The sequence below is a fragment of the Ancylobacter defluvii genome, from assembly GCF_018390605.1.
Classification (GTDB): Bacteria; Pseudomonadota; Alphaproteobacteria; order Rhizobiales; family Xanthobacteraceae; genus Ancylobacter; species Ancylobacter defluvii.
Genome location: NZ_JAHBGD010000004.1, coordinates 46,315 through 67,727, shown reverse-complemented (window position 1 = coordinate 67,727; position 21,413 = coordinate 46,315). Strand labels below are relative to the sequence as shown.

The following is a 21,413-nucleotide window of genomic DNA, read 5'->3' as shown; positions in this document are numbered from 1 at the left end:
CGTCATTCTCCGGGCGGCACGGCCGATTGTTCGGCGAGGAACTGCCGGCGCAGCGCGGCGCGCAACTCCTTGCGGCTTACCTTGCCAACCGCCGTAATCTCGAAGGCCGGCACAAAGACGATCTGGTCCGGCACCTTGAAATCGGCAAGGCCGCGCGTGCGCATGAACGCCTTCAGCGCCGCCGCCTTGGGCTTTTCTCCCTGGGCGATGATGAAGGCGCAACTGCGCTCGCCGAGAAACTCGTCCGGCAGCGATACGACGGCGGCATCGAACACGCTCGGATGCGCCAGCAGATGGTCCTCGATCTCCTCGGCGGAGATCTTCTCCCCCGCGCGGTTGATGTGGTCGCTGGCGCGGCCCTGCACGACGAGATACCCCTCCGGCGTGCGCTTCACCATGTCGCCGGTACGGTAGAAGCCGTCCGGGGTGAAGGAACGGGCATTGGCGCCGTCATTATTGTGATAGGCGCGGATGGTGTAGGGCCCGCGCGCCAGCAGGTTGCCGACCTCGCCCTCCGGCACCGGTTGGCCGGAATCGTCGAGGATCAGCACCTCGTCATCCTCGCTGATCGGCCGCCCCTGCGTGGAGACGATGATCTCCTCCGCGTCGTCGAGGCGGGTATAATTGACCAGTCCCTCCGCCATGCCGAACACCTGCTGCAACGTGCAGCCGAGCGTCGGGCGCACCCGGCGCGCCGCCTCCGGCATGAACTTGGCGCCGCCGACCTGCAGCACCTCGAGGCTGGACAGGTCATATGTCCGCTTCCGTGCCGCCTGCATCCACAACAAGGCGAGGGGCGGCACCAGGCCGGTGATGGTCACCTTCTCGCGCGCGATCAGCGGAAAAGCCACCTCCGGGCTCGGCGACGGCGACATGACCACCGTGCCACCGGCATACAGCACGCCGAATACGCCGGGCGAACTCATCGGAAAGTTATGCGCCACCGGCAGCGCCGCCAGATAGATGCTATCGGGCGTCAGGCCGCAGATCTCGGCGCTGGCGCGGAAGCTGTAGATGTAGTCGTCATGCGTGCGCGGAATGAGCTTCGACAATCCGGTGCTGCCGCCGGAGATCTGCAGAAAGGCGACCGATGACGGATCGGGATCACCCGGCAGCGCCACCACCGCGCCATCGAGCCCGGCGAAGGACGTGAACGGCCCGGCCTCACCGACCACCACCACCGTGTCGAGCGCCGGCACCTGGCGGCAGACCTCCTCGGCAAGGTCGCGATAATCGAAGCCCTCGTGCCGCTCGGCGATCACATAGCCGCGCGCCTCGGCCGTGCGGGCGAAATGCACGACCTCAACCGCCCGATGCGCCGGCAGCGCGTAGACCGGGATCAGTCCGGCGCGGAACAGACCGAACACCACCGACAGGAACTCGGGAATGTTCGGCAACTGCACCACAACCCGATCACCGGGATTTAGCCCCAGCGCGAGAAAGCCGGCCGCCGCCTGCTCGGCGTGGATGGCAAGCTCGGCATAGGTCCAACGCTGCTCGCCGCCGACCACCGCCGTCCGCGACGAATGGCGCGAGGCCAGCTGCCGCAGCATGCCGGGAAAGGTTTCGCCGCGCCAATGGCCGGCCCGCCGGTAACGTTCGGCGGCATCCGTCGGAAAGGGTTGCAGCAGCGGGATCATGCGGCGGCTCCCTCGAAGGCGATGGCCTCGTCGAGGCCTAGCGCGCGCAGCATGGCGGCGAATTTCGCAGCCGTCTCCTCGCCCTCCGCCACCGGATCGGATCCCGGCACGATGCCGGCCCCGGCATGCAGCCACGCCTCGCCGCCGGAAATCTCGGCGCAGCGCAGGGCGACATGCCAGTCTCCGTCGCCGGCCGCGTCGCACCAGCCAACCGCTCCGGCATAGAAGCCGCGATCATGTCCTTCGAGCTCGGCGATGAGTTCAGCCGCCGCATCGCGCGGCGTGCCGCAAACCGCCGGGGTCGGGTGCAGCAGAGCGGCGAGTTCGAGGCTCGACAACGTCGTGTCACGCAGCCGCCCGACGATCCGCGTGCCGAGATGCCACATGCTGGCGGTCGAGACCAGCTGCGTGCCCTCCGGCGTGCTGAGCTCGCGGCAATACGGTGCCAGCAGATCGAGGATGGCGGTCACCACCTCCCTGTGCTCACGGCTATCCTTGGTCGAGGCGGCAAGGTTTTCGGCCGCTTCGCGATCGCGGGCCGGATCGGAAGAGCGACGGGCGGAACCAGCCAGCGGATGCGAGAACATCGCTTCGCCCCGCCGCGAGACCAGCAGTTCCGGCGTCGCCCCCACCAGCAGGCGCGTGGCGCCGTCCGTCGACGGCAGCGGCACAGAGAAAGCGGTGGCGGCCGGGTCTTCGGCGAGGCGGGAGAGCAGCGCCCGGGGATCGATCGGCCGGTCACCCGACAGACGCAGCGCCCGGGAAAGCACCACCTTGCGCAGCTCGGGCCGGTTCTCCATCCGCCGCAGCACCTCGGCGACCGAGGTACGGTAGGCGGCAAGAGAAGGCTCCGCCGTCACCTGCCAATGCGGAGTATCGCCGCCGCGTAGCAGTACCGGCGGACCGAATGCCCGCGCCGTGAAGCGCCCCGGCAGACGCGACCATTCGGTTGGACGCAGGAGATGCGCCGGTCGCGCGCGCTCATAGGGCAGCGCGCCTACCAGCGCCGCGGCGCCTACCAGCGCCTCGGAGACCTGTCGCGCCAGAGACGCCCCCGCCGCCGCCGGAATCGGCCGGCAGCCATTTGCCACCACCGTCTCGCCGACACCGACGAGAACGAAGGACGAGGGCGCGACAACGGAGGGCGCGACAGCGCCGGCCTCGTCGCCCGTCATCTCCGGCGTTTTCATCACCAAGGCTTTGGTCACGGCCGGCGTGTCATGGCTTGATCACGGCGACGGTGTCGCCGAAGGGATCGACCATCGGCACCGGACGCCCGCCCGGAGCACCGCCACCCGGAGCGCCTCCGGCCGGCGCCGCCGCGACCGGCGCGGCACCCGCAGGTGCCGCAGCCGCAGCCGCCGGAGGCTGGGCCGGACGCGGGCGCGGGGTCGTCTTCGACTTGTTGGTGACATAGACATTGCCGGTCGACGGATCGATGGCGACGGTGTTCGGCATCGAGCCCGTCACCACATTCGCCACCGGCTCCAGCGTCTTGGTATCGATCAGCGTGACATAGCCACCAACGCGATTGGCGACATAGACCAGGCTGCGCGCCGGATCGATGGCGACGCCGAGCGCGCCGGGACCGGTCGGGATATTCTTGATGACCGAGCCATCCTTGGGATCGAGCACCACGACTTCGCCGGATCCCTGATGCGCGACGAACAGTTGGTCGCCGCTCGCGTCATAGACCAGGTTGATCGCGTTCTCGCCGCCCGAGGCGAAGCTCTTGACCACCTTGCCGGTCGCCAGGTCGATCACATGCACCTGGTTGCTCTTCATCGCGGAGGCGAAGAGGCGGTTGCCTTTCTGGTCGACGGCGACGCCGGTCACGCTGCCCGGCAGATTGTCGATGCTGCCGACGAGACTGTCGGTGGCGCCGTCGATGATCCACACCGCGCTGTCGTCGTCCCGCCCCATCACGGTGACATAGATGCGGTTGCTGGCCTCATCGACCACCGCCTCGCGCACATGCGCCTTGTCGCCCTTCTTCACCGTCGCCACCACCTTGCCGCTGGCGAGATCGACGACCGCCACCGCGCCGATGCGGGTCTGGGTGGCGTAGAGCTTCTTGGTCGTGTTGTTGATGCCGAGGCCGAAGGCGGCTTCCGAGCCGAAGTCGATGGTTTCCTTGGTTTCCAGCGTCACCGGATCGAGCGCCAGCACCTTGGCCTCGGTCGAGCCGCGGGTGCCGGCGGAAGCGACATAGACCCGGTTCATCGGCGCGCTATAGACGAGTTCGTAGACACCCGGCCCCGGCTTCACCGAGCGCACGAATTCCGGCTCCGCCTGCGCCGCACCGACGCCGATGAGCAGCGCCGTGCCCATCAGAAGCACCCGGAGCGAGGGAGCGGCGAGGAATCGGCTGGTCCGGGCGGCGAGGCGCATAGGAAGTCTCCGTTTCGTGATGGCGAAGAAGCGGTCAGTCGAGAGCGATCCAGTTCGGCCCGGTGACAGGCACGGCGAGGAAACGCGTGTTGATCTCGGCGAGGGTGGCGTCGGGATCGAGATCGGCGAACAGCTCGGGATGCGCCCAGCGCGCCAGCACCTCGAGGGTGAGCACGTCGAGCGGCGAGTTGAGCATCTGGTGAGCGAGGCCGTAGACGCGGTGGTTGCGGACCGCGCTCATGCCTTCGAAGCCCGGACGGCGGATCAGGCCGGCCAACGTCTCCCGCGCTCGCTCCACACTATATTCCGGGCCGATCAACAGGCCGGCAGTGCCTTCCATGTGGCTGCCGCCGGTCGCGACATAGACCTGCGGGTCCTGCGCGATGACATATTCCAGGTTCAGCTTGCCGAAGGCGCCGGAAATCACCGTGGCACCAATATTGGTCGCACCGACCGCCTCGATCACCTCGCCGATATTACCGCGACCAGGGGAGTTGCAGCAATCGGCGGTCATTGCCGCATGCGCCTCGAAGAACAGGCGCGGCTTCTTCTCGGGTGGCAGCTGGGCGACTCGGGTGCGCACAACATCGAAATGCGCCCGGCGGAAGGCGATGAACGCCTCCGCCTGCGCCTCGCGCCCGATCGCCCCGCCGATGAGACGCAGGCTCGCTTCCATATTGTCGAGCGGCTTGACGAAGAAATCGACCACCGCCACCGGGACGCCCGCCGCCTCCAGCCGCACGCGCTCCTCGTCGGAGGGCTGGGCGCCGAGCGAGAACACCGCAAGGTCCGGCTGCGCCGCGATGATCCGCTCCACCGAAATCGCCGCATTGGCGGCCGACGTCTGGAGTATGTCGTTGATAGTCGGGAATTTTTTCTGCCAGGCCGCATAGGCGGCGCGGCCGATACGATTGATGTCGCGTGGCCAGCCGGCAATGAGCGAGACCGGATCGGGATGGATCAGCGCCAGCGCCAGCAGAAAGCGTCCGTCGCCAATGACGATCCGGGAGGCCGGCTTGGCGAGCGTCACTTCACGTCCGGTGACGTCCTTCAGCGCGATCGCCGCTGCCGCCGGGCGGACGAAGGCATGGCATCCGACCACAGTCAGTGCCATGAGGCCGAGTACATCGCGGCGGCGGGGCAAGACAGGCGAGAGACCGGAGGCGGACATGGATCGGCGTCACCGACAGAGCAAGAACTGAGCTGCCTATCCGCCCGCCAAGCCATCCATGTCAACTAAACAATTATTAATACTTACTTTTAAACGATTCTAGCTATGAAGATCACAACACGCGCCATGATCAAATATTTTAATAATTCTAATTTAATTCTATAGCTCCGATCACCGGCAAAACCCGATACGCGCAACGTCAACTCGCCGCCCGACCTGCGCTGCCGCCGTTGGACGCCCTCATGATACCTCCTCATGAAACTGCCCATCCTTCGCCAGATAACCGGTGAGGGTTTCCTCCTCGTGATGCTGGCGGAAGCGGAGCAGACGCTCGGCTCCTTCCAGCCGCAGCGATGCCGCCGAGGAATCGGCGGCGCGATCCGTCAGCTCCGCGGGATCGGCGGCGAGGTCGAACAGCACCGGCGGAAGCCCAGCAAAAGCGATATATTTCAAAGATTTGCTTCGAATGACCTGCAAATGGCAAAGGCGGGTGGGCAAGCCGAGGGCATGCTCCATCCGTCGCTCGGCGATATCGCCGAAATGGAAACTCCATTGCACGGCATCGCGCCAATCCGCGGGAGGCGCCTCACCGGCGCAGAGGGAGAGAAGGCTGCGGCCATCACAATTACGTGGCACCGGCACGCCCGCCGCCTCCAGCACAGTCGGCAGCAGGTCAATCGATTCCGTGAGCGAATCCAGTGACTTGCCTCGCCCGCTATCGGCAGCGGGGCGTGGGTCGCGGATGATCAGCGGGATATGGGCGGACTGGTCGTAATAGCCGGTCTTGCCGAGCAGCCAATGGTCGCCGAGTTGCTCGCCATGATCGGCGGTGAAGACGATCAAGGTATTGTCCCATAAGCCATTTTCTTTCAACGCCCGGAAGATGCGGCCGAGATGGTGGTCCACCTCATGGGCGAGGCCGGCATAGATGGCGCGCATGCGTCGGATGAGGTCGTCATCCATGTCGGCGGCGCGCCCGGTGAGGCCGATGAGGTGTGCAGTGAGGCCGATCCGACCGATCAGTGCAGCGATCAGCGGGCTCTGGCCGGCCTCGACCGAAGGGTCAGCGCCGCGCACCGGCGCCGGCATGTCGGCGGGGTCGACGAGACGATGATAGGGATCCGCCGCCCCGAAGGGCGGATGCGGGGCGATGAAGGACAGGTGGGCGCAGAACGGCGCCTTGCCGGCAACGCCAAGCCAGTCGAGGAAGCGGTCGGTGAGGAAGGCGGTCTCGGAATGTTCGGCGGCGAACACCGCCGGCTCGCCGAAGCGACGCTGGGCGAAGATCGCCTCGCGGCCGGCATCGGGATCCTCAACGCGGTAGCCGTTCGCCTTGAGATGCGCCAGCCATGGCGTCGCCCGCTCGGTGAGCACCAGCCCGGCGGCGATGCCGGGGCACAGATTCTCGTAGGTGCCGCGATCGGGGTCGCGTGGCGCCCGGCCGCGAGGATCGAGCGTGGTGTCGGTATAGCCGAACAGCGTCGGCAGATAGCCGGCGCGGCGCAGCTCGGTGAACAGCGTCGGATGGCGAGCATCGAGCGGCATGCCGTTGGCCACCGAGCGGTGCTTGTGGGCATAGAGCCCGGTATAGAGCGAGGCGCGCGAGGGGCCGCAGGGATAGACTTGGCAAAAATGGCCGGCGAAGCTGGTGCCGGCGGCGGCCAGCGCGTCGAGATTGGGCGTCAGGCCGCCGAAGGGGCGGCCGGCCGCCATCAGGTCGCCGCGCCACTGGTCGGCGGTGATCAGCAGGATGTTGGGACGACGGTCGGGCGCCGGCGCGCCTGCGGAAGCAGCTTGGATCATGGGGAGGGCCGTCACGGGCTGGCGAAGGCTGGACGGCGACGCGGGCGCGCCACCGCCGGCAGCATAGGAGAAATTGCCGCCGCTCGCTGCGGCAAACCGCACCGGCCTTGTCCCGCGCCGGCGGGGAACTTGCCGGGGTGCAGCGGGAGCGCCCTGTTGCCAGCAGCTTGCCCCAGCCGGTCGAGTGAGGCGCACCGAAACCGCGCATCGTCCCAAAGCCCCGCCGACTAACGAAGAACGGCGGAGAATGCAGAGGCGAACCCCTCCCCACCGGAAAGGGCCAGCCAAGGCGGGTTGTCAGCGCAAAGGACGATGACGGGTGCCGAACTGTCGCCGCCCAGCCCGACCCGTGCCTCCGGACAGGCCATGATGCCGGCATTGTTGTTCAGCCGCTAGATGTGCCCACCGGCGTCGAATATCCGCTCAGCAATGGCGCACGCCGGCGCTACGTCTTCCTCGGCGGACGATTCTCCTTCGACGGCGACGCAGCCGACCCATGGCTCGATGCCCTGCCGGACATCTCGCTGGGCGCGCCATGCCTCAGAGCGCGAGAAGGCCCATGGGAGCCCCCATCATGGCAGCGTGAGTGACCGCGCCTCCCGCGCCACCTTGGCGAAGTTGAGCACCAGTTGCGGCGGGCGGTGCCTGCGATAGGCCACCACCAGCCCGACATGCGGCTCCAGCGCGCGCAGGCGGCGGAACGCTACGCCCGGCACGTTGAGATCGCCCAGCGAGGCCGGCACCAGCGAGACGCCGAACTCGGCGGCCACCAGCGACAGGATCGAGGCGATCTGCGGCGCCGGCTGGCCGAGCCGGGGTTCGAAACCGACCGCGCGGCAGGCGGCGAGCGCGGCATCGTGCAGGCTGGTGCCGACCGAGCGCGGGGTGAGGATGAATGGCTCCTCCTTCAACACGAGCAGATCGAGCGGGCGGGAAGCGGCCGCCTTGTCGCCCTGTGCGGCAGGATGGCCGGCCGGCAGCGCCGCCACCAGCGGCTCGTCGATCAGCCGCTCCTCGCGCAGTTCCTCGGGATCGGATTCGGCCGGGCGCAGTATGGCGACGTCGAGCCGCCCCTCGACGAGGCTCGACAGCAGCACCACCGAATTCGCCTCGACGATCCTCAATTCGACATCGGGATAGGTGCGGCGGAACGAGCGGATGGCGGCGGGAAACAGCGGGTTGAGCGCCGCGGTGCCGGTCAGCCCGACGCTCAGCTCGCCGGTCTCGCCGCGCGCGGCGCGCCGGGCGGCGTGGACGGCGGCGGCGGCGGTGTCCGGCATCGAACGCACCGTCGCGAGGAACGCCGTGCCGGCCGGCGTCAGCTCGGCTCCATGGGCAACCCGGTGGAACAGCTGGGTGCCGATCTCGGCTTCCAGATCCTTGATCTGCGAGCTCAGCGGCGGTTGGCCGATGCCGAGGCGGGCGGCGGCGCGGGTGAAGTTCCGCTCCTCGGCGACGGCGATGAAATAGCGGATGTGGCGCAGTTCCATCCCATACGTATTACATATGAAGAATAACATTTCCATATATTAGACAGATGATCCGGGCATGGTTATCTCCGTGGCGAAACCGGGATTGCCCCTACGGATCGCCCCAATGTCCTCGCCTGCCGCTGCCGCCTCGCCCGCCTTCCTCGACCGTGCCGCCTCCGCCACGGCCCTGCGCGCCGCACCGGACATGGTGGTGCCCGACGGAATCGGGCTCGATGTGGCGCCGGCGCCGGCCTGGATCGAGCGGGGCACGGCGGATTATCGCCGCGCCGGCCTCGCCTTGTTCCTCGCCGGCTTCGCCAGCTTCGCGCTGATCTATTGCGTGCAGCCTTTGCTGCCGGATTTCGCGCGCAGCTTCGCGCTGAGCCCGGCGCAGAGCTCGCTGGCCCTGTCGCTCACCACCGGGCTGCTCGCGGTCTCCATCGTGCTGGCCGGTGCGTTCTCGCAGGTGCTGGGCCGGCGCGGGCTGATCTTCGGCTCCATGGCGCTGGCGGCGGCGTTCAACCTCGCCGCCGCCTTCGCGCCGAGCTGGCCGACGCTGCTGCTCGCCCGCGCGCTGGAGGGCTTCGTGCTCGGCGGCGTGCCGGCGGTGGCCATGGCCTATCTGGCGGAGGAGATCGCCCCCAGGCATCTCGGCAAGGCAATGGGGCTCTATATTGGCGGCACCGCCTTCGGGGCGATGATGGGCCGCGTCGGCATGGGGCTGACCACCGAATTCGCCTCCTGGCGGGTGGCGCTCGGGGTGCTCGGGGCACTGTGCGTCGCCTCGGCGATCGGCTTCGTGCTGCTGCTGCCGCCCTCGCGCAACTTCCAGCCGCAGCGCGGCCTCGGCCTAGGCTTCCACCTTGCCGCCTGGGGCGGACACCTGCGCAACCGCGCGCTGATCCGCGTCTATGCCATCGGCTTCGTGCTCACCAGCATCTTCGTGACACTGTTCAACTACGCCACCTTCCGGCTGTCCGGCGTGCCTTACGGGCTGAGCCCGTCGGCGGTGAGCATGCTGTTCCTCGCCTTCGGCTTCGGCATCGTCTCCTCCTCGCTGGCCGGCAGCCTCGCCGACCGCTTCGGGCGCCGGCCGCTGCTGGTCGCCGGCTTCCTGATCATGCTGGCGGGGGTGCTGCTGACGCTGTCGGCCTCGCTGGTGGCGATCGCCGGCGGGGTGGCGCTGGTGGCGACCGGCTTCTTCATCGGCCATTCGGTGGCCTCGAGCTCGGTCGGCCCGCTGGCCGGAATGTCCAAGGGCCACGCCGCCTCGCTGTACCTGCTGTTCTACTATATCGGCTCCAGCCTCACCGGCTCGATGGGCGGCTGGTTCTGGGAGCATGGCGGCTGGACCTCGATCGTCGCCCTCACCGGCGGGCTGGCGCTCGTCGGCGCGCTGCTCTCCCTCGCTGGCCGCCGCGGCGAGGCCCGGCCCGCCACCACGCGCTGAAGCCGCCGAGGCAGGTTCGGAACATTCCCACGCCCTGGCCATCCACCGACGGACGGACGGGGCTTGCGTGCGCTCCATATAGGGGATACCCCTATCACCTATGAGCCATACGACGAAGAACAAGGACAAGCTGATCGCCCGCATCCGCCGGCTCAAGGGCCAGATGGAGGCGATCGAGCGCGCGCTGGAGGCGGAGGCGCCCTGTACTGAGGTGCTGAACCAGGTCGCCTCGGTGCGCGGCGCCATCAACGGCCTGACCGCCGAGCTGATCGAAGACCACATCCACGAGCATGTGCTCGGCGTCGAGGACCCGGCGGCCCGCGAGGCGGGCGCCCGGCAGCTGATCGACGTCATCCGGACCTATATGAAATGAGCGATGCCGCCCGCCTTGCCTCGCCGCACACCCATGTGTTCCTCGGCGAGAACCATGACCGCAACGCGCGTCGCACCTGGCTGGTGATCGCCCTCACCGCGACGATGATGGTCGGCGAGATCGTCGCCGGCAGCGTCTTCGGCTCGATGGCGCTGGTCGCCGATGGCTGGCACATGGCGACCCATGCGGCGGCGATGCTGATCACCGCCCTCGCCTATTTCTATGCCCGGCGCAATGCGCATAATCCGCGCTTCAGCTTCGGCACCGGCAAGCTGGGCGACCTCGCCGCCTTCGCCAGCGCGGTGGTGCTGGCGCTGATCGCGCTGCTGATCGGCTGGGAAAGCCTGGTGCGGCTCTACAGCCCGACCGCCATCGACTTTCCGCAGGCCATCGCGGTGGCGGTGCTCGGCCTGGCGGTGAACCTCGCCAGCGCCTTCCTGCTGCGCGACGACCACGGGCATCATCACGGGCATGGACATCATCATGGCCATGATCACGGCGACGCCCCGGCGCACGACCTCAATCTGCGCGCCGCCTATCTGCACGTGCTGACCGACGCGCTGACCTCGGTGCTCGCCATCGCGGCGCTGACGCTCGGCAGCCTCTATGGCTGGCTGTGGCTCGATCCGGCGATGGGCATCGTCGGCGGCCTCGTCATCGCCCGCTGGTCCTTCGGCCTGATCCGGAATGCTGGCGCGGTGCTGATCGACTATGTCGAGCCCGGCGAGGACCTGCCGGACGAGATCCGCGAGGCGGTGGAGGCCGATGGCGACGAGATCACCGACCTGCATGTCTGGCAGCTCGGCCCCGGCCATCACGGCGCCATCGTGGCGCTGCGCAGCGCCGATCCGCAGCCGCCGGCCTATTACCGCGCCAAGCTCGCCCACATCCACGACCTGTCGCATGTGACGGTGGAGGTCGAACCTCGCGCCGCCGCCTGAGCCGCGGTCAGTCCATCGGCCGCGTGGCGCGCAGAAGCTCGGCAAGCAGGCCGGCGACATGGCGCAGCCCGACATCGCCGGCGCGGCGCCGGTGCCAGGCGAGGTGCAGCGGGAAGCCCGGCACCGGCACCGGCGGCGGAAAGGTGACGAGCCCGGCCTCCGCCGCGGCGACCCGCGACGGCAGCAGCGCCATCATGTCGGTCTGCCGCAGCAGGATGGGCACCATCTGGAATCCCGGCACCACCAGGCCGACGCGCCGGGCGAGGCCGCGCCGCGCCAGTTCCTCGTCCACCGGCGTCGTGCGCTCGCCACGGCCGGAGACGACGATGTGCGGGCTGGCGAGCCAGAGCTGGCGATCGAAGCCGGCGGCGGCGGGATGGTCGGGCCGCATCGCCACCACATAATGCTCGTCGAGCAGATGCTCGTAGCCGAGCCCATCCTCGCCGGGCGCGAAGACCGAGACGGCGAGATCGGCGCTGCCCTCGGCCAGCGCCCGCCGCGCCGCATCCGCGCTGAGCCAGGGCTGCACCACCAGATCGAGGCCGGGGGCGGTGTCGCGCAGCCGGGCGGCGAGCGGGGCGAGCACGAACAATGCCGGATAATCGGTCATGACGATGCGCAGCGTCTGCCGCAGCTCGTGCAGCGGCACCGGCGCGGTATCGACCAGCGTCGCCACCTCGGCAAGCAGCGATTTCAGCGGCGCGCGCAGCGCCTGCGCCCGCGGCGTGAGGCGCATGACGCCGCGCCCGCGCTCCAGCAGGGCATCGCGGAACACATGGCGGCAGCGCTGGAGCGCCGCCGAGGCGGCAGGCTGCGACAGGCCGACCCGCTCGGCGGCCCGCCCGACATGGGCCTCGTCGAGCAGCGCGTCCAGTACCACCAGCAGGTTGAGATCGAGCGAACGTAAATTCATCAGACGAATAATTAGCTATATCTATAATCGATTGGAATGATTTTCTGGCCGCGCGCATCGTGCCGTCGACACCGCATCACGGAGACGACCATGCGCGACACCCCCGCCGGCAACACGCTGATCCTGCTGTTCCACCCCGATCCCGGCCGCTCGCGCGCCAATGCCCGGCTGGCCAGGGCGGCGGCGCGGCTGCCGGATGTCGAGGTGGTCGACATGACCGCCCACTATCCGCACGGCATGGACATGGAGGCCGACGGCGCCCGCGAAGCGGCGCGCCTCATCACCGCCGATCGCCTGGTGCTGCAATTCCCGGTGCAGTGGTATGCGACGCCGCCGCTGCTCAAGGCGTGGCAGGACGCGGTGCTGACCCGCATGTTCTATCTCGCCTATGAGAGCGAGGGACGGCGGATCGAGGGCTTGCCGCTGCTGCTCGCCCTCACCGCCGGCGGCCCCGCCGAGGCCTACCGGCCCGGTGCCGACAATCCCTTCGCGCTGGACGCACTGCTGGCGCCGCTGCGCGCCACCGCGCATCGCTGCCGCTTCGAACTGGCCGCGCCGTTCGTCGTCTACGGCGCCGACAAGGTGCCGGTGGAGGAGCTGGACGCCGCCGCCGAGGCCTATGCCGCGCGGCTCGCGGACTGGATCGCCGCGACGCCGCCGGCGGCGCATTCTCACCAGCTCAGCGCCGGCGTCGCCACCGGCGCCCCCCAGAGCGCCAGCTGATCCGGGGTAAGCAGCGCGAGCGTCAGCGACAGGCCGGCCATGTCGAGCGAGGTGACAAAGGTGCCGGTAAGCGAGCGGACCGGCACGATGCCGTGCGCCTCGAAGAAGCGGCGGGCAAGGCCATAGGCGAGATAGAGCTCGATCGGCGGGGTGCCGCCGAAGCCGTTGACGAGCAGCAGCGGCCGCAGGTCCGGGTCGCCAAGCAACTCGGGGGGAAGTTCGGCGAGGATCGCCTCGCCGAGCCGGCGGATGATCGCATCGGCATCGGCAAAGCCGGTGCGGGTGAGGCCGGGCTCGCCATGGATGCCGACGCCGATCTCCATTTCCTCCGGCCCGAGGTCAAAGGTCTCGCGCGGATTGTTCGGCATCGCCACGCCGCGCAGCGCGACGCCCATCGAGCGGATGCGGGCATTGAGGCCCTCGCCGAGCTCTTTCAGCGCGCCGAGCTCGGCACCGCGCTCGGCGGCGGCGCCCAGCAGCTTTTCCACCACGATGGTGCCGGCGACGCCGCGCCGGCCCCGGCTGCGCACCGCCGGGCCGGTGGCGGCGTCGTCCTCCACGATCACCGTCTCGATGGCGTGGCGGGAGGCGGCCATCTCCGCCGCCATCTCGAAATTCATCACGTCGCCGTCGTAATTCTTGACGATGAGCAGGCAGCCGGCGCCGGTATCGGTCTCGTCCATCGCCGCGACGATCTGGTCCGGGGTCGGCGAGGTGAAGACATGGCCGGTGCAGGCGGCATCCAGCATGCCGTGCCCGACAAAGCCGGAATGCAGCGGCTCGTGGCCGGCGCCGCCACCGGAGATCACCGCCACCTTGCCGGGCGCGAGATGGCGCCGGCGGATGAATTTGCGCTCGCCGCCGAAGACGACGAGATCCTCATGCGCGCGCACCAGCCCCTCAAGGCTCTCGGCGACGAAACGCTCCGGGGCGTTCATGATCTTCTTCATCGCCCGGCGCTCCGGTGCGGAATCCGGCGGCGGCCGCCGCTATGGCAGGGGCGCTCACTCACCGCCATTCACCAGCGCCGCCATCTTCTGCACGAACTCGGCGACGGCGTCGTCGAACTGGCGGTTCTTCTTCTCGTCGGCGAAATCCGGCGCCATCAGCGTCAAGGCGCGCAGCTTGTCGCCGCCGCCGACATCCGGCAGCTTGCCGGGATGCGCCGCCTCATAGGCGGAAAGGAAGCGTTCCTGCTCGGCCGGGCTGAAATGGCAGACGCGGAAGATCGTCGGCAGATGCCGCGCCGGCAGCGGCGTGTCATAGGTCGGGCTGGTCACCTGGGTGACGAAGCTGCGGTGCTTGCCGAGCGCGCTCGCCAGCCGCTGGCGGGTGCCGGAGGGCCGGTTGTCGAGCAGACCGGCGAGAATGGTCTTGTAGGCGATCACCGCCTCGTCGGTCTCCCGCGCCAACGCTCAGCCCTCCGCCATGGCGGGCCGGCGCAGCAACGCGCGCAAAGCGGGCAGCCGCGAGGGCGCCACCGAGAAATCGCGAAAGCCGAGCGCCATGAGCCGCGCCACCGCTTCGGGATCGCCGGCAAGATCGCCGCAGACCGACACCGGCTTGCCGAGCGCATGGGCGGCGGTGCTGATCTGGGCCAACAGGCGGAACAAGGCGGTCTCCGAGCCGGTGTTGAGCGGGGCGACGGCGGGATTGTCGCGCGCCGCCGCCGACAGATACTGCATCAGGTCGTTGGTCCCCACCGAAAAGAACGCCGCCTCGGCGAACAGGTCGAGCGTCAGGGCGGCCGCCGGCACCTCCACCATGATGCCGAGCGGCGGGCGGCGGACCGGCACGCCGAGCCGGGCAAGGCGCGCCGCCTCCTCGTCGAACAGCTTCGCCATCGCCGTCACCTCCGCCGGCAGCGTCACCATCGGCAGCAGCACGCTGACCGGGCCGAGCGCGGCGACGCGCAGGATCGCCCGCGCCTGGATGCGGGCAAGCTCGGGATGCGCCAGCAGGAAGCGGATGCCGCGCTCGCCGAGCAGCGAGGCCGGGCCGCCCTCGATCAGGCCGGGCAACGCCTTGTCGCCGCCGAGATCGAGCAGGCGCAGAGTGACCGGGCGACCGGCGAAGCGCGTGACGATGCGGCGATAGCAGGCGACATGCCGCTCCTCGCTCAGCGCTTCCGCCGGCGAGAGGAACAGGAACTCGCTGCGCACCAGCCCGACGCCGTCCACCGCGGCGGGATCGACGGCATCGAGATCGGTGAGGCTGTTGAGATTGACGCTGAGCCGGAAAGCATCAACTGCCGGTTCCGCGCGGGGCGGGACAGACGCAGCGGCGGGGATGGCGGGCGGGATGAGAACCTCCGCGACCGGCTCGCCGGGATCGAGGCGCACCAGCCCCTCGCTGCCATCGACCAGCAGCGGCTGGCCGCTTGGTATGGCCAGCGGCCCGAGGCCGATCACCATCGGCACCCCGCGGGCGCGAGCGAGCATGGCGACATGGCTGACCGTGCTGCCGGCCGCCAGCGCGATGCCGCCGCCCTTCGACCAGTCATGGGCGAGGAACAGGCTCGGCGGCATGTCCTGGCCGACATAGATGGCGGCTTCCGGAAAATCCGCTCGCGCCCGGCCGGCGAGCGCGTCGAGCACGCGCTGCTTGAGGTCCGCGAGATCGGAGGCCCGCGCGGCGAAGGCGTCTTCGCCGGAGCCGCGCTCCTCAACATTTTCGGCGAAGGCGTCTTCGCCGGCGGCGCGCTCCTCAACATTTTCGGCGAAGGCGTCTTCGCCGGCGGCGCGCTCCTCAACATTTTCGGCGAAGGCGTCTTCGCCGGCGCTGCACTCCTCAACACTTTCGGCAAAGGCGTCTTTGTCGTGGGCCTCGGAATCCGCGACCAATGTCGCGATATGAGCGTCCATGGCGCCGGCCCAGGCCAGCGCCGCGCCCTCCCCCCTGGCGATGCGCCGCAGCGCCGGCTCCAGCATGTCCTCATCGAGCAGCATCTCGATCTGGAAATCGAGCACGCCGGCGCTCTGCGCATCCGCCCCGGCGGCGAGCACCCGCAATTCCTCGATCGCCAGCGTCACGGCGGCGGCGAGCGCCGCGCGGGCATCCCCGCCGGCGGGAAGCGACGGCGCCGCTGCGGCCGGGGCGCGGAACGCCGGCCCGAGCGCCCGGCCGGGCGACGCCGGCTTGCCGCGCAGCTCACGCGGGCCGGCCATCGGGGCGGCCATGTTTGCGGTCCTCATCGAAATTGCGCCGCACCAGCTCGCCGAGCGCGACGATCGCCTCCTCGGCGCGGGCCCCCTCGGCGCGGATGCGCAGGCGGGTGCCGCGGCGGATGCGGGCTCCCATGATCTTGACGATGCTCTTGCCGTTCAGCCAGTCGGCCGAGCCGTCCACCGCCACCTCGATGGCGCAGGGAAAGCTCTTGGCGAGGCGGGTGAAGGCGACCGAGGGCCGCGCATGCAGGCCGATGCCGTGGGTGACCTCCACCTCGGTCTGCCAGCGAGTGCCGCTGCGCTCGCGCGGGAAGGCGGGACTGAACTCGCTCATCAGGGGGCGAGCTCCTCGGCGGTGGCCACCACCTTGGCGAGGCTGGAGCCGCCCGATGCCTCGGCGGCGGCCACCACCGCCCCCTCGACCAGCGGTGCATTGCAGATGGCGACGCGGGCCGCCCGCGCCGGATCCAGCCGCTCGACCGCCATCTCGCTATTGGTCTCGGCGCCGCCGAGATCGACGAACACCGCCACCCCCGCCTCCGACCACGCCGCCTCGATCGCCGCGGCGATACCGGCGACATGGGTGCCGAGCCCGCCCTCGGCGTTGCCGCCGGTCCAGGCCAGCGGCACGCAGTCGCCGACCATCTGGCGCACCATGTCGGCAGCGCCTTTCGCCACCAGCGGCGAGTGCGACACGATGACGATGCCGACATTCGCCGAGGAGGGAGAGGCGGGCTGGGCGGCACGCGCGTTCATGACGGGCGGTGCTCCTCGAAATAGCCGCAGATGGCGGCGGTGAGCAGGGCGCAGCTGGAGGCGCCGGGATCCTCGTGGCCGATGGAGCGCGGCCCGAGAAACGACGCCCGGCCGCGCCGCGCCTGCATCGCCTCGGTGGAATGGGCCGCCGAGCGGGCGCAGGCGGCGATGCGCCCGGGCGCCGAGCGCCTTACCACCTCGGCCTGCACGGGGTAAAGTACGTCGAGCAGCGTCTTGTCGCCGGGCCCGGAGCGGCCGCGCCGCGCCACCGCGGCGATGGCATGTTCCAGCGTCGCGGCGAACGCCTCCGGCGTGTCGGCGATGCCGAGGCCGCGCCCCAGCTCCATCAGCAGCGTGCCGTAAAGCGGCCCGGCGGCGCCGCCAATGTTCATCACCAGCACCAGGCCGATCCGCTCCAGCGCCGCCGGCAGCGGCAGCGCGGCGATGGCGTCGCGCTCGGCGAACACCGCTTCCAGGCCGCGCCGCATATTGGCGCCGTGATCGCCGTCGCCGATGGCGCTGTCGAGCGCGCTCAGATGCTCGCCATGCCGGTCGATCTCCGCCCGGCACAGCCCGATCAGCGCGGCAAGGTCGGTGGCGTCGAGATGCATCGGCTCCTCCCTTGCCCGGTTCGACCCGGCTATCCCCGCGTCGCCAGTGCCGCGAATACCGCAGCGACCGCCACCGCGCCGGGATCTGGCGACCCTTCGAGATCGCGCGCCGCGACATAGGCGGCGCGACCGGCGCGGGCATGGATCATCGCCTTGGTGGCCTCGGCGCCGGCGCCGGCCGCCGCCGCCGCATCGGCAATGCCGCTCGCCGCCAGCGCCTTCAGGCCGGGATCGAGCGCATCGACCATGGTGCGCGCGCCGGGGGTGGCGCCGCCATAGAAGGTCATGCGGTCGAGGCCGGCGAGCAGCGCCGCGGGCAGGTCCCTGCCTTCGGCGGTCGCCTTGGCGGTCGCGGTGAAGAAGATGGAGAGCAGCACGCCGCTCGACCCGCCCATGGCGGTGGCCAGCGTCTCGCCGATGGCTGCGAGCGTCGCGGCGGTGTCGGCCAGCGGCAGGCTCGCGAGCTTGCCTTCGACGGCGCGGGCGCCGGTGGCGACGGTGGAGCCGGTGTCGCCGTCGCCCGCCTTGGCGTCGAGACGGTTCAGCTCGGGCTCCAGCCCGATAAGGGTGGTGCAGGCGGTGCGGATCACCGCCTCGGCAGTCGGGTCGGCGCTGGACGGCGGCGCCGCCGCATGCGGCGCGGCGGGAGCCGGCACCACGGCGACCGGGCTGGCGGCAATCGCCGGGCGCCAGGCCAGCGGCTCGACGGCCGATGTGAGGGCGGCTTCGCGCGAGGCGTCGAGCTTGAGGAAGGACAGCGAGAAGCCGTTCATGTTCAACGCCGTCATCAGCGCCGCCGGACCGATGACCAGCTTCACATTGGCGCCCAGCGGGGAGCGGAGCACGCTGTCGGCGATCAGGCTCATCTCCAGCGGTGGCACCGCGCCGAGATTGTTGATGATCAGCGCATAGGCGGCATCCGCCGCCAGCTTCGGCGCCAACTTCGGCGCCAGGTGCTGCTCCATCAGCGCGACGAGGGCATCGGCCGGCTGCACCGCGATGCGCTCCACGCCCGGCTCGCCATGAATGCCGAGGCCAAGTTCGCCCTCATTCTCGCCGAGCCGCTCGGTGAAAGGTTGGCCGGGAATCGAGCAGGAGGACAGCGACACGCCGAGCGAGGCGATGTCGTGCGCCGCCGCCTTCGCCGCCGCCGCCACGCCGGCGAGGTCCTCGCCTGCCTCGGCGTGATGGCCGGCGATCTTGTGAACGAACAGCGTGCCGGCGATGCCGCGCGGCTGCGGAAGATCCGGCAGGGCGATGTCATCGGCGACGATCACCATCTCCACCTTGAAGCCCTCGGCGCGGGCGCGCTCGGCGGCGAGGCCGAAATTCAGCCGGTCGCCGGTGTAGTTCTTCACGATGAGCAGGCAGCCCGGCTCGCCGGTAACGGCGCGGATGGCGGTGAGCACCGCCTCGACGCTCGGCGAGGCGAAGATCTCGCCCGACACCGCGGCGGTCAGCATGCCGCGGCCGACGAAACCGGCATGCGAGGGCTCATGGCCGGCACCGCCGCCCGAGACCACCGCCACACGTCGCCTGTCCCAATCGGCACGGATGACGACCTTGATGTCGGGATAGCTGTCCAGCCGCGCCAGCCGGCCGGGCGGAGTGGTGCGCAGCAGCCCGTCCAGCGCCTCGGTGACGATGGCCTCGCGGCGGTTGAAGAAATGTTTCGTCATTGCCTTCCGATCCCCGAGCCCGATCCGTCCAGATCTAGCTCAAACTCTTGAATCCAGAGCATTTTCTTTCCGATCAAGTGAGTCCACCCGATCGGAGAAAGGCCCTGGCCGACGCTTGGAGGCGACGCGGCGACGCGCGGCGCCTCCCCCTTCATGTCACGCGAGCCGCTGCCCGTCGCCACCGAAATAGAGCGGCTGCTTCAATCGCACGCTGATCCGGTCGCCGGCCTCGACCGGCAGGTCGGGATCGGCGAGCGTCACCAGCTTGTGGCCGCCGACCTTGATGTGCAGGTGGTTCTGGTCGCCGAGATGCTCGATCCAATCGACCTCGGCATTGCCGTCGGGACCGAGGCCAGCGCTGCCCTGGCGGGCGCGACTGATCTCCAGATGCTCGGTGCGCGCGCCGATGGTGCGGGTGCCGGCCGGCGCCGCGACGCCGGGCAGCAGGTCGGCCGGCATCAGGTTGATGTGCGGCTGGCCGAGCCGGGCGGCGACGTGGAGGTTGGCGGGGTTGGCATAGATCTCCCGCGGCGTGCCGATCTGCACCAGCCTGCCCTCGGCGAGGATGCCGATGCGGTCAGCCATGGTCATCGCCTCGATCTGGTCGTGGGTGACGTAGAGCAGCGTCGCCCCGAGCTCCTTCTGGATGCGCTTGAGCTCAAGCCTGAGCTCGCCGCGCAGCTTGGCGTCGAGCGAGGAGAGCGGCTCGTCCATCAGATAGATGGACGGCCGGCGGACCAGCGCCCGGCCGATGGCGACGCGCTGCATCTCGCCGCCGGAGAGCCGGGTGGAGCGGTTCTCCAGCTTGTGGTCGATGCGCACCATCTTCGCCACCTGCCGCACGCGGGCGTCGAGGCTGGCCTTGTCCATCCGCCGCGCCGGCGAGCGCAGCGGGAAGGCGAGGTTCTCGTAGACGGTGAGATGCGGGTAGAGCGAATATTGCTGGAACACGAAGGCGACGTCGCGCCCGGCGGCGGATTCGCCGTTCATCGGCCGGCCGCCGATCTCCACCGTGCCGGCATCCGGCTTCTCCAGCCCGGCGATCAGCCGCAGCGTCGTGGTCTTGCCGGCGCCGGTGGGGCCGAGCAGCACGACGAATTCGCCATCGGCGATGTGGAGGTCGAGGCCGTCGACCGCACGCTTGTCGCCGAAGCTCCGGGTGACGCCTTTCAGCGCGACATCAGCCATGGCCGACCTCCAGATCTCGCACCTCGCGGTGGCGGGTATCGCGGGCGAGCGTGCCCTCGTGCAGCGTCGACGGGATGGCGCGGCCGCTGCGGCAATCGAACAGCGACAGCCGGTCGGCGACGAAGCTGAGGCCGACCCGGTCGCCGATGCGGTAGCTGCGCTCGGCGGGAAGCCGGGCGCGGACGAGGCCGCCCGCCGTCTCCACCGTGACGATCTGGTTGGTGCCGAGATATTCGGCGCCATAGATCGCCCCGCGCAAAGGCGAGGCATCCGAGAAGCGGATGTGCTCGGGGCGCACGCCGAGCGCCAGCTCGCCGGGGGCGACATCGGCGCGCAGCTCCGGCATCTGCACATCGGCCCCGTCGATGCGGGCGATGCGGGCGCCCTTCGGCAGGCCGGCGGAAAAGCGCAGGAAGTTCATCGGCGGCGAGCCGATGAAGTCGGCGACATACATCGAGGCCGGGCGGTTGTAGATCTCGCGCGGGGTGGCGAACTGCTCGATGATGCCGTGGTTCATCACCGCGATCTTGTCGGCCATCGCCATCGCCTCGATCTGGTCGTGGGTGACGTAGACGGTGGTGGCGTGGATGCGGTTGTGCAGTTCGCGCAGCTCGCGGACCATCACGTCGCGGAATTCGGCGTCAAGCGTGCCGAGCGGCTCGTCCATCAGGAAGCATTTCGGCCGCCGCACGATGGCGCGGCCCAGCGCCACCCGCTGGCGGTCGCCGCCGGCGAGGCCGGAGACCGACTTGTCGAGGATGTGGTCGATCTGGAGCAGTTTCGCCGTCTCTTCGACGCGCCGCTTGATCTCCGCCTTCGGCACACCTTGCGAGAGCAAGGGGAAGCCGATGTTCTTGCGCACGTTCATATGCGGGTAGAGCGCGAACAGCTGGAACACGAAGGCGATGTCGCGCTCGCTGGCGCGCTTGTAGGTGACGTCGTCGCCGCCGAGATGGATGCCGCCGCCGGTGGGCAGCTCCAGCCCGGCGATCATCCGCAACGTGGTGGTCTTGCCGCAGCCCGACGGACCGAGCAGGGCGAGGAACTCGCCATCCTCGACGGTGAAGGAGGAATCCTGCACCGCGACGAAATCGCCGAAGGCCTTGCGGAGGTGATCGACCCTGATCTCGGCCAT

At 69.6% G+C, this 21,413-nt stretch carries 20 protein-coding genes; 4 read left to right on the top strand and 16 right to left on the bottom strand.

Annotated elements, in window-relative coordinates; genetic code table 11:
• Nucleotides 1-2: 2 nt before the first annotated feature.
• The 6 genes from KHC24_RS02250 to KHC24_RS02225 all read right to left on the bottom strand — a co-directional run bounded on the left by KHC24_RS02250 (nucleotide 3) and on the right by KHC24_RS02225 (nucleotide 8,495).
• Entirely contained in the window at nucleotides 3-1,640 is a 1,638-nt protein-coding gene (locus KHC24_RS02250) for a (2,3-dihydroxybenzoyl)adenylate synthase (RefSeq protein ID WP_213358972.1), read from the bottom strand.
• Nucleotides 1,637-2,848 (bottom strand): isochorismate synthase, encoded by a 1,212-nt coding sequence (locus KHC24_RS02245; protein WP_271180497.1) that lies wholly within the window; start codon nucleotides 2,846-2,848, stop codon nucleotides 1,637-1,639. The genes KHC24_RS02250 and KHC24_RS02245 overlap by 4 nt, the downstream gene beginning before the upstream one ends.
• A 10-nt stretch (nucleotides 2,849-2,858) precedes the next feature.
• Nucleotides 2,859-4,031, bottom strand: a complete 1,173-nt coding sequence (locus KHC24_RS02240; RefSeq protein WP_213358970.1) for a YncE family protein — start codon at nucleotides 4,029-4,031, stop codon at nucleotides 2,859-2,861.
• A 34-nt stretch (nucleotides 4,032-4,065) separates the two neighbouring features.
• Complete coding sequence (locus KHC24_RS02235; protein WP_246546068.1) at nucleotides 4,066-5,145, bottom strand: ABC transporter substrate-binding protein; 1,080 nt, start codon at nucleotides 5,143-5,145, stop codon at nucleotides 4,066-4,068.
• A 297-nt stretch (nucleotides 5,146-5,442) separates the two neighbouring features.
• Nucleotides 5,443-7,005 carry an alkaline phosphatase family protein gene (locus tag KHC24_RS02230; RefSeq protein WP_213358966.1) on the bottom strand — a complete coding sequence of 521 codons (1,563 nt, stop codon included), beginning with the start codon at nucleotides 7,003-7,005 and terminating at the stop codon, nucleotides 5,443-5,445.
• 572 nt (nucleotides 7,006-7,577) lie between these two features.
• The gene (locus tag KHC24_RS02225) at nucleotides 7,578-8,495 is read right to left on the bottom strand and encodes a LysR family transcriptional regulator (RefSeq protein WP_213358964.1); all 918 of its coding nucleotides are present in this window, start codon (nucleotides 8,493-8,495) and stop codon (nucleotides 7,578-7,580) included.
• A gap of 187 nt (nucleotides 8,496-8,682) precedes the next feature.
• Between KHC24_RS02225 and KHC24_RS02220 the strand changes: the two genes are divergently transcribed.
• The 3 genes from KHC24_RS02220 to dmeF all read left to right on the top strand — a co-directional run bounded on the left by KHC24_RS02220 (nucleotide 8,683) and on the right by dmeF (nucleotide 11,241).
• A complete protein-coding gene (locus KHC24_RS02220) occupies nucleotides 8,683-9,927 on the top strand; it encodes an MFS transporter (protein ID WP_213359044.1) in 1,245 nt (414 codons plus the stop codon).
• Nucleotides 9,928-10,027: 100 nt separating this feature from the next.
• Nucleotides 10,028-10,300 carry a metal/formaldehyde-sensitive transcriptional repressor gene (locus KHC24_RS02215; RefSeq protein ID WP_213358963.1) on the top strand — a complete coding sequence of 91 codons (273 nt, stop codon included), beginning with the start codon at nucleotides 10,028-10,030 and terminating at the stop codon, nucleotides 10,298-10,300.
• Entirely contained in the window at nucleotides 10,297-11,241 is a 945-nt protein-coding gene (gene dmeF, locus KHC24_RS02210) for a CDF family Co(II)/Ni(II) efflux transporter DmeF (protein WP_213358962.1), read from the top strand. The genes KHC24_RS02215 and dmeF overlap by 4 nt, the downstream gene beginning before the upstream one ends.
• 7 nt (nucleotides 11,242-11,248) lie before the next feature.
• On the opposite strand, the gene KHC24_RS02205 is transcribed toward dmeF, so the two are convergent.
• The gene (locus KHC24_RS02205; RefSeq protein ID WP_213358961.1) at nucleotides 11,249-12,154 is read right to left on the bottom strand and encodes a LysR family transcriptional regulator; all 906 of its coding nucleotides are present in this window, start codon (nucleotides 12,152-12,154) and stop codon (nucleotides 11,249-11,251) included.
• Nucleotides 12,155-12,244: 90 nt separating this feature from the next.
• Between KHC24_RS02205 and KHC24_RS02200 the strand changes: the two genes are divergently transcribed.
• Nucleotides 12,245-12,877 carry an NAD(P)H-dependent oxidoreductase gene (locus tag KHC24_RS02200; protein ID WP_213358960.1) on the top strand — a complete coding sequence of 211 codons (633 nt, stop codon included), beginning with the start codon at nucleotides 12,245-12,247 and terminating at the stop codon, nucleotides 12,875-12,877.
• On the opposite strand, the gene KHC24_RS02195 is transcribed toward KHC24_RS02200, so the two are convergent.
• From KHC24_RS02195 to KHC24_RS02155, 9 genes are all read right to left on the bottom strand, one after another.
• Nucleotides 12,826-13,827 carry a dihydroxyacetone kinase subunit DhaK gene (locus KHC24_RS02195; protein ID WP_213358959.1) on the bottom strand — a complete coding sequence of 334 codons (1,002 nt, stop codon included), beginning with the start codon at nucleotides 13,825-13,827 and terminating at the stop codon, nucleotides 12,826-12,828. The genes KHC24_RS02200 and KHC24_RS02195 overlap by 52 nt on opposite strands.
• 54 nt (nucleotides 13,828-13,881) lie before the next feature.
• Nucleotides 13,882-14,289, bottom strand: a complete 408-nt coding sequence (locus KHC24_RS02190; protein WP_213358958.1) for a hypothetical protein — start codon at nucleotides 14,287-14,289, stop codon at nucleotides 13,882-13,884.
• Between the two features lie 3 nt (nucleotides 14,290-14,292).
• Complete coding sequence (locus KHC24_RS02185; protein ID WP_246546066.1) at nucleotides 14,293-16,056, bottom strand: putative PEP-binding protein; 1,764 nt, start codon at nucleotides 16,054-16,056, stop codon at nucleotides 14,293-14,295.
• Entirely contained in the window at nucleotides 16,028-16,378 is a 351-nt protein-coding gene (locus KHC24_RS02180) for an HPr family phosphocarrier protein (protein ID WP_213358957.1), read from the bottom strand. The genes KHC24_RS02185 and KHC24_RS02180 overlap by 29 nt, the downstream gene beginning before the upstream one ends.
• Complete coding sequence (dhaM, locus tag KHC24_RS02175; RefSeq protein WP_213358956.1) at nucleotides 16,378-16,800, bottom strand: dihydroxyacetone kinase phosphoryl donor subunit DhaM; 423 nt, start codon at nucleotides 16,798-16,800, stop codon at nucleotides 16,378-16,380. The genes KHC24_RS02180 and dhaM overlap by 1 nt, the downstream gene beginning before the upstream one ends.
• Entirely contained in the window at nucleotides 16,797-17,411 is a 615-nt protein-coding gene (gene dhaL / locus KHC24_RS02170) for a dihydroxyacetone kinase subunit DhaL (protein ID WP_213358955.1), read from the bottom strand. Before dhaL ends, dhaM begins: the two co-directional genes overlap by 4 nt.
• A 29-nt stretch (nucleotides 17,412-17,440) precedes the next feature.
• Entirely contained in the window at nucleotides 17,441-19,090 is a 1,650-nt protein-coding gene (locus KHC24_RS02165) for a dihydroxyacetone kinase subunit DhaK (RefSeq protein ID WP_213358954.1), read from the bottom strand.
• Nucleotides 19,091-19,246: 156 nt separating this feature from the next.
• Nucleotides 19,247-20,278: an ABC transporter ATP-binding protein gene (locus KHC24_RS02160; RefSeq protein WP_213358953.1), complete on the bottom strand. Its 1,032-nt coding sequence runs from the start codon at nucleotides 20,276-20,278 to the stop codon at nucleotides 19,247-19,249.
• Nucleotides 20,271-21,413, bottom strand: coding sequence for an ABC transporter ATP-binding protein (locus tag KHC24_RS02155; RefSeq protein WP_213358951.1), 1,143 nt, complete (start codon nucleotides 21,411-21,413; stop codon nucleotides 20,271-20,273). The genes KHC24_RS02160 and KHC24_RS02155 overlap by 8 nt, the downstream gene beginning before the upstream one ends.

Excerpts from the sequence above, each read along its gene's own strand:
- KHC24_RS02250 (WP_213358972.1), bottom strand. The coding sequence starts at position 1,640 with ATGATCCCGCTGCTGCAACCCTTTCCGACGGATGCCGCCGAACGTTAC.
- KHC24_RS02240 (WP_213358970.1), bottom strand. The coding sequence starts at position 4,031 with ATGCGCCTCGCCGCCCGGACCAGCCGATTCCTCGCCGCTCCCTCGCTC.
- KHC24_RS02235 (WP_246546068.1), bottom strand. The coding sequence starts at position 5,145 with ATGGCACTGACTGTGGTCGGATGCCATGCCTTCGTCCGCCCGGCGGCA.
- KHC24_RS02230 (WP_213358966.1), bottom strand. The coding sequence starts at position 7,005 with ATGATCCAAGCTGCTTCCGCAGGCGCGCCGGCGCCCGACCGTCGTCCC.
- KHC24_RS02225 (WP_213358964.1), bottom strand. The coding sequence starts at position 8,495 with ATGGAACTGCGCCACATCCGCTATTTCATCGCCGTCGCCGAGGAGCGG.
- KHC24_RS02220 (WP_213359044.1), top strand. The coding sequence starts at position 8,683 with ATGGTGGTGCCCGACGGAATCGGGCTCGATGTGGCGCCGGCGCCGGCC.
- KHC24_RS02215 (WP_213358963.1), top strand. The coding sequence starts at position 10,028 with ATGAGCCATACGACGAAGAACAAGGACAAGCTGATCGCCCGCATCCGC.
- dmeF (WP_213358962.1), top strand. The coding sequence starts at position 10,297 with ATGAGCGATGCCGCCCGCCTTGCCTCGCCGCACACCCATGTGTTCCTC.
- KHC24_RS02205 (WP_213358961.1), bottom strand. The coding sequence starts at position 12,154 with ATGAATTTACGTTCGCTCGATCTCAACCTGCTGGTGGTACTGGACGCG.
- KHC24_RS02200 (WP_213358960.1), top strand. The coding sequence starts at position 12,245 with ATGCGCGACACCCCCGCCGGCAACACGCTGATCCTGCTGTTCCACCCC.
- KHC24_RS02195 (WP_213358959.1), bottom strand. The coding sequence starts at position 13,827 with ATGAAGAAGATCATGAACGCCCCGGAGCGTTTCGTCGCCGAGAGCCTT.
- KHC24_RS02185 (WP_246546066.1), bottom strand. The coding sequence starts at position 16,056 with ATGGCCGCCCCGATGGCCGGCCCGCGTGAGCTGCGCGGCAAGCCGGCG.
- KHC24_RS02180 (WP_213358957.1), bottom strand. The coding sequence starts at position 16,378 with ATGAGCGAGTTCAGTCCCGCCTTCCCGCGCGAGCGCAGCGGCACTCGC.
- dhaM (WP_213358956.1), bottom strand. The coding sequence starts at position 16,800 with ATGAACGCGCGTGCCGCCCAGCCCGCCTCTCCCTCCTCGGCGAATGTC.
- dhaL (WP_213358955.1), bottom strand. The coding sequence starts at position 17,411 with ATGCATCTCGACGCCACCGACCTTGCCGCGCTGATCGGGCTGTGCCGG.
- KHC24_RS02165 (WP_213358954.1), bottom strand. The coding sequence starts at position 19,090 with ATGACGAAACATTTCTTCAACCGCCGCGAGGCCATCGTCACCGAGGCG.
- KHC24_RS02160 (WP_213358953.1), bottom strand. The coding sequence starts at position 20,278 with ATGGCTGATGTCGCGCTGAAAGGCGTCACCCGGAGCTTCGGCGACAAG.
- KHC24_RS02155 (WP_213358951.1), bottom strand. The coding sequence starts at position 21,413 with ATGGCCGAGATCAGGGTCGATCACCTCCGCAAGGCCTTCGGCGATTTC.